At 65.4% G+C, this 3295-nt stretch carries 2 protein-coding genes; both read left to right on the top strand.

All coding sequences use genetic code 11. The annotated features are described in order from the left end of the window. Positions 1-744: phosphopantetheine-binding protein (locus ABZ951_RS33680; protein ID WP_361281761.1), on the top strand; the 744-nt coding region annotated here is incomplete at its 5' end. Positions 745-800: 56 nt separating this feature from the next. Next, the coding region (locus tag ABZ951_RS33675) for a type I polyketide synthase (RefSeq protein WP_361281758.1) at positions 801-3295 on the top strand (2495 nt) is incomplete at its 3' end.

Genomic DNA, 3295 nt, shown 5'->3' with positions numbered 1-3295 from the left:
CACACACGCCTCAACCGCACCGGCCTCCACCCCATGACCACCCCCGAAGCACTCACCCTCTACGACACCGCCACCACCCACACCCACCACCCCACCCTCCTCCCCGCACACCTCACCACCCACCACACCCCCACCCCACCACTCCTCCAAAACCTCACCACCACAACCCACCACCACACCCCCACCACAAACCGTCCTTCAGCGCCGGCCCGTCCTCTTCGCCCCCTCCGAACACTCCTGATGGATCAGGCTCCCGCCGAACAGCTCCACACTCTCCTCACCCTCGTGCAGTCCAATGCCGCCACCGTCCTCGGCCACTCCCATACCGATGACGTCACCCCCGACACGCTCTTCCGCGACCAGGGCTTCGACTCCCTCACTGCCATCGAACTCCGCAACCGACTCAATGGCGCCACCGAACTCCGGCTCCCTTCAACACTTGTCTTTGATTACCCGACGCCCGCTGAACTGGCAGAACATCTGAAGACGGAAATCCTTCAGAACAACGGACCCACGTCAATCACATCGGCGCTGGCAGAGCTCGACAGGCTGGAAGCCTTTCTCACGGCTTTCGAACAGGATGACGCGGCACGATCCCGGATCACCACGCGTCTGCAGTCGATGCTCTTGCACTGGAACGGGCCCGGAAACTCGTCGGACGCTGCCTCCACTTCCGGCACGCTTGCTTCGGCAACGGCCTCTGAAGTTCTCGATTTCATCGATAACGATCTCGGACTCGCCTGAGTCGTCGAAGAGCGGCCCCGCCCGCATCCGGGCGGGCTAAGGGTGTGATTCATGTGGTGACTCAAGAAAAGCTACTCGACTACCTCAAGCGAGTGACCGCCGACCTGGACAAAACTCGTCGACGTCTGTACGAGGTCACCGAGAGGGAACAGGAGCCTGTTGCCATCGTCGGGATGGCGTGCCGCTACCCCGGTGGAGCACGGTCTGTAGAGGACTACTGGAACTTGGTCGCCTCCGGCGCGGATGCCGTCGGGGGATTCCCTGCCGACCGCAACTGGAACCTCAGTCGGCTGTACAACCCGGATCCGGACGAACTCGGCACTTGTTATACAAGACATGGCGCCTTTCTCTACGACGCATGCGACTTCGACGCAGAATTCTTCGGCATCAGTCCAGTCGAAGCTCTTTCGATGGATCCCCAGCAACGACTACTCCTCGAAACTGCCTGGGAGACCCTGGAGAAGTCGGGGATCTCCCCGGAGTCTCTGCGCGGGAGCAGGACAGCGGTCTTCGTGGGCGCCAACCCACAGGACTACACCAGCCTCCGGACCGGGAAGCAGCCAGAAGCCGCCGAGGGCCATATCCTGACCGGCATCGCGGCAAGCATCGCTTCGGGACGCATCTCCTACACACTCGGCCTGGAAGGCCCCGCGGTAACGATCGATACCTCTTGCTCGTCATCTCTGGTGTCTTTGCATTTGGCATGCCAAGCATTGCGAGCCGATGAATGCACCATGGCACTGGTCGGCGGAGTAGCAGTCATGTCCACGCCGACCACCTTTGTTGAGTTCTCGCGGCAGCGGGGCTTGGCGCCTGATGGGCGGTGCAAAGCATTTTCGGCCTCGGCGGACGGCACCGGGTGGGGCGAAGGCGTCGGCATGTTGCTGGTGGAGCGGTTGTCGGATGCCCGGCGCCTTGGGCACCAGGTGTTGGCGGTGGTGCGGGGGACGGCTGTCAACCAGGACGGGGCGTCGAATGGTTTGACCGCGCCGAATGGTCCGTCGCAGCAGCGGGTGATTCGCCAGGCCCTCGCCAATGCTCGTCTCTCTCCTGGTGATGTGGATGCGGTGGAGGGGCACGGGACAGGGACCGTGCTGGGCGACCCGATCGAGGCGCAGGCTCTCCTCACCACCTACGGGCAAGAGCGACGGGCTGGACAACCACTCTGGCTCGGATCGGTGAAGTCGAACATCGGGCATACCCAGGCGGCGGCGGGTGTGGCGGGTGTGATCAAGATGGTGATGGCGCTGCGACGTGGGATGTTGCCTGCCACATTGCATGTGAACGAGCCGTCACCGCACGTGAACTGGGATGCGGGTGCCGTGCGGCTGCTGACGGAGGCGGTGCCGTGGCCGGGGGTGGAGGGGCGGCCCCGACGGGCGGGAGTGTCGTCGTTCGGGGTCAGCGGTACGAACGCGCACGTCATCATCGAGGAAGCGCCGGCGGTCGAGGACGAAGCCGGCGCGGCCGACGTGGCCGGGCCGGGCCAAGACGACGATGAAGCCGCCAAGCCCTTGCCGATGCCGTTCCCGTGGCCGGTTTCAGCGAAGTCGGACGGTGCTCTGCGGGCGCAGGCAGGGCAACTGCGCCGTTGGCTCACTGGCCGTTCTGATGTGGCGTTGGCGGATGTGGGGTTCTCGCTGGCGTCGGGCCGGTCGGTGTTCGATCACCGGGCAGTCGTGCTCGCCGGGGACCGGGAGGGATTTCTGGACGGGCTGTCGGCTCTGGCGGCCGGTGAAGAGCATCCCTCCGTGATCCGGGGCACGGGCAGCGGGGGAAAGGTGGCTTTCCTGTGTGCGGGGCAGGGCACCCAGTACCCCGGCATGGGACACGGCCTCTACCAGGCATTCCCCGCCTTCGCCCAGGCCATGGACGAAGCCTGCGCCCACCTTGATCCGCACCTCGAGCACCCCCTGCTCGACGTTCTCTTCCCCTCCGCCGACAGTGATCTCGGGTCGCTGATCCACCGGACGCTGTTCACCCAGCCGGCGTTGTTCGCTTTGCAGTACGCCCTGCACTCGCTGCTGACCAAGCAGTTCGGGGTACGGCCCGACTGCGTGGCCGGGCACTCCCTCGGAGAGATCACCGCCGCCCACCTCGCCGGAATCCTCACCCTGCCCGACGCCGCACTCCTGGTCACCACCCGCGCCCGGCTCATGGACACCCTCCCCGCCACCGGCGCCATGACCGCCCTCCAGGCCACCCCCGACGAAGTCCACCCCCTGATCGAAGACCATGCCGGTCAGGTATCGATCGCCGCGGTCAACAGCCCCACCTCACTCGTCATCTCCGGCGACCGCGACACGGTAAACACCCTCACCACGCACTTCCAGAGCCTGGGCCGCAAAACCACCGCCCTGCAGACCAGCGGTGCCTTCCACTCCCCCCACCTCGACGCTCTACTCCCCGAGCTGACCGCCACCGCCGAAACCCTCACCTACCACCCACCAACCATCCCCCTCATCACTACCGCTGACCCGGCCGAGGCCCTCACCCCCCACTACTGGGCCCACCAAGCCCGCCACCACGTCGACTACCAACAGATCACCCA

It is taken from the genome of Streptomyces sp. NPDC046215 (assembly GCF_040646215.1).
Lineage (GTDB): Bacteria > Actinomycetota > Actinomycetes > Streptomycetales > Streptomycetaceae > Streptomyces > Streptomyces stramineus.
This window is presented reverse-complemented; position numbering and strand designations above follow the sequence as displayed.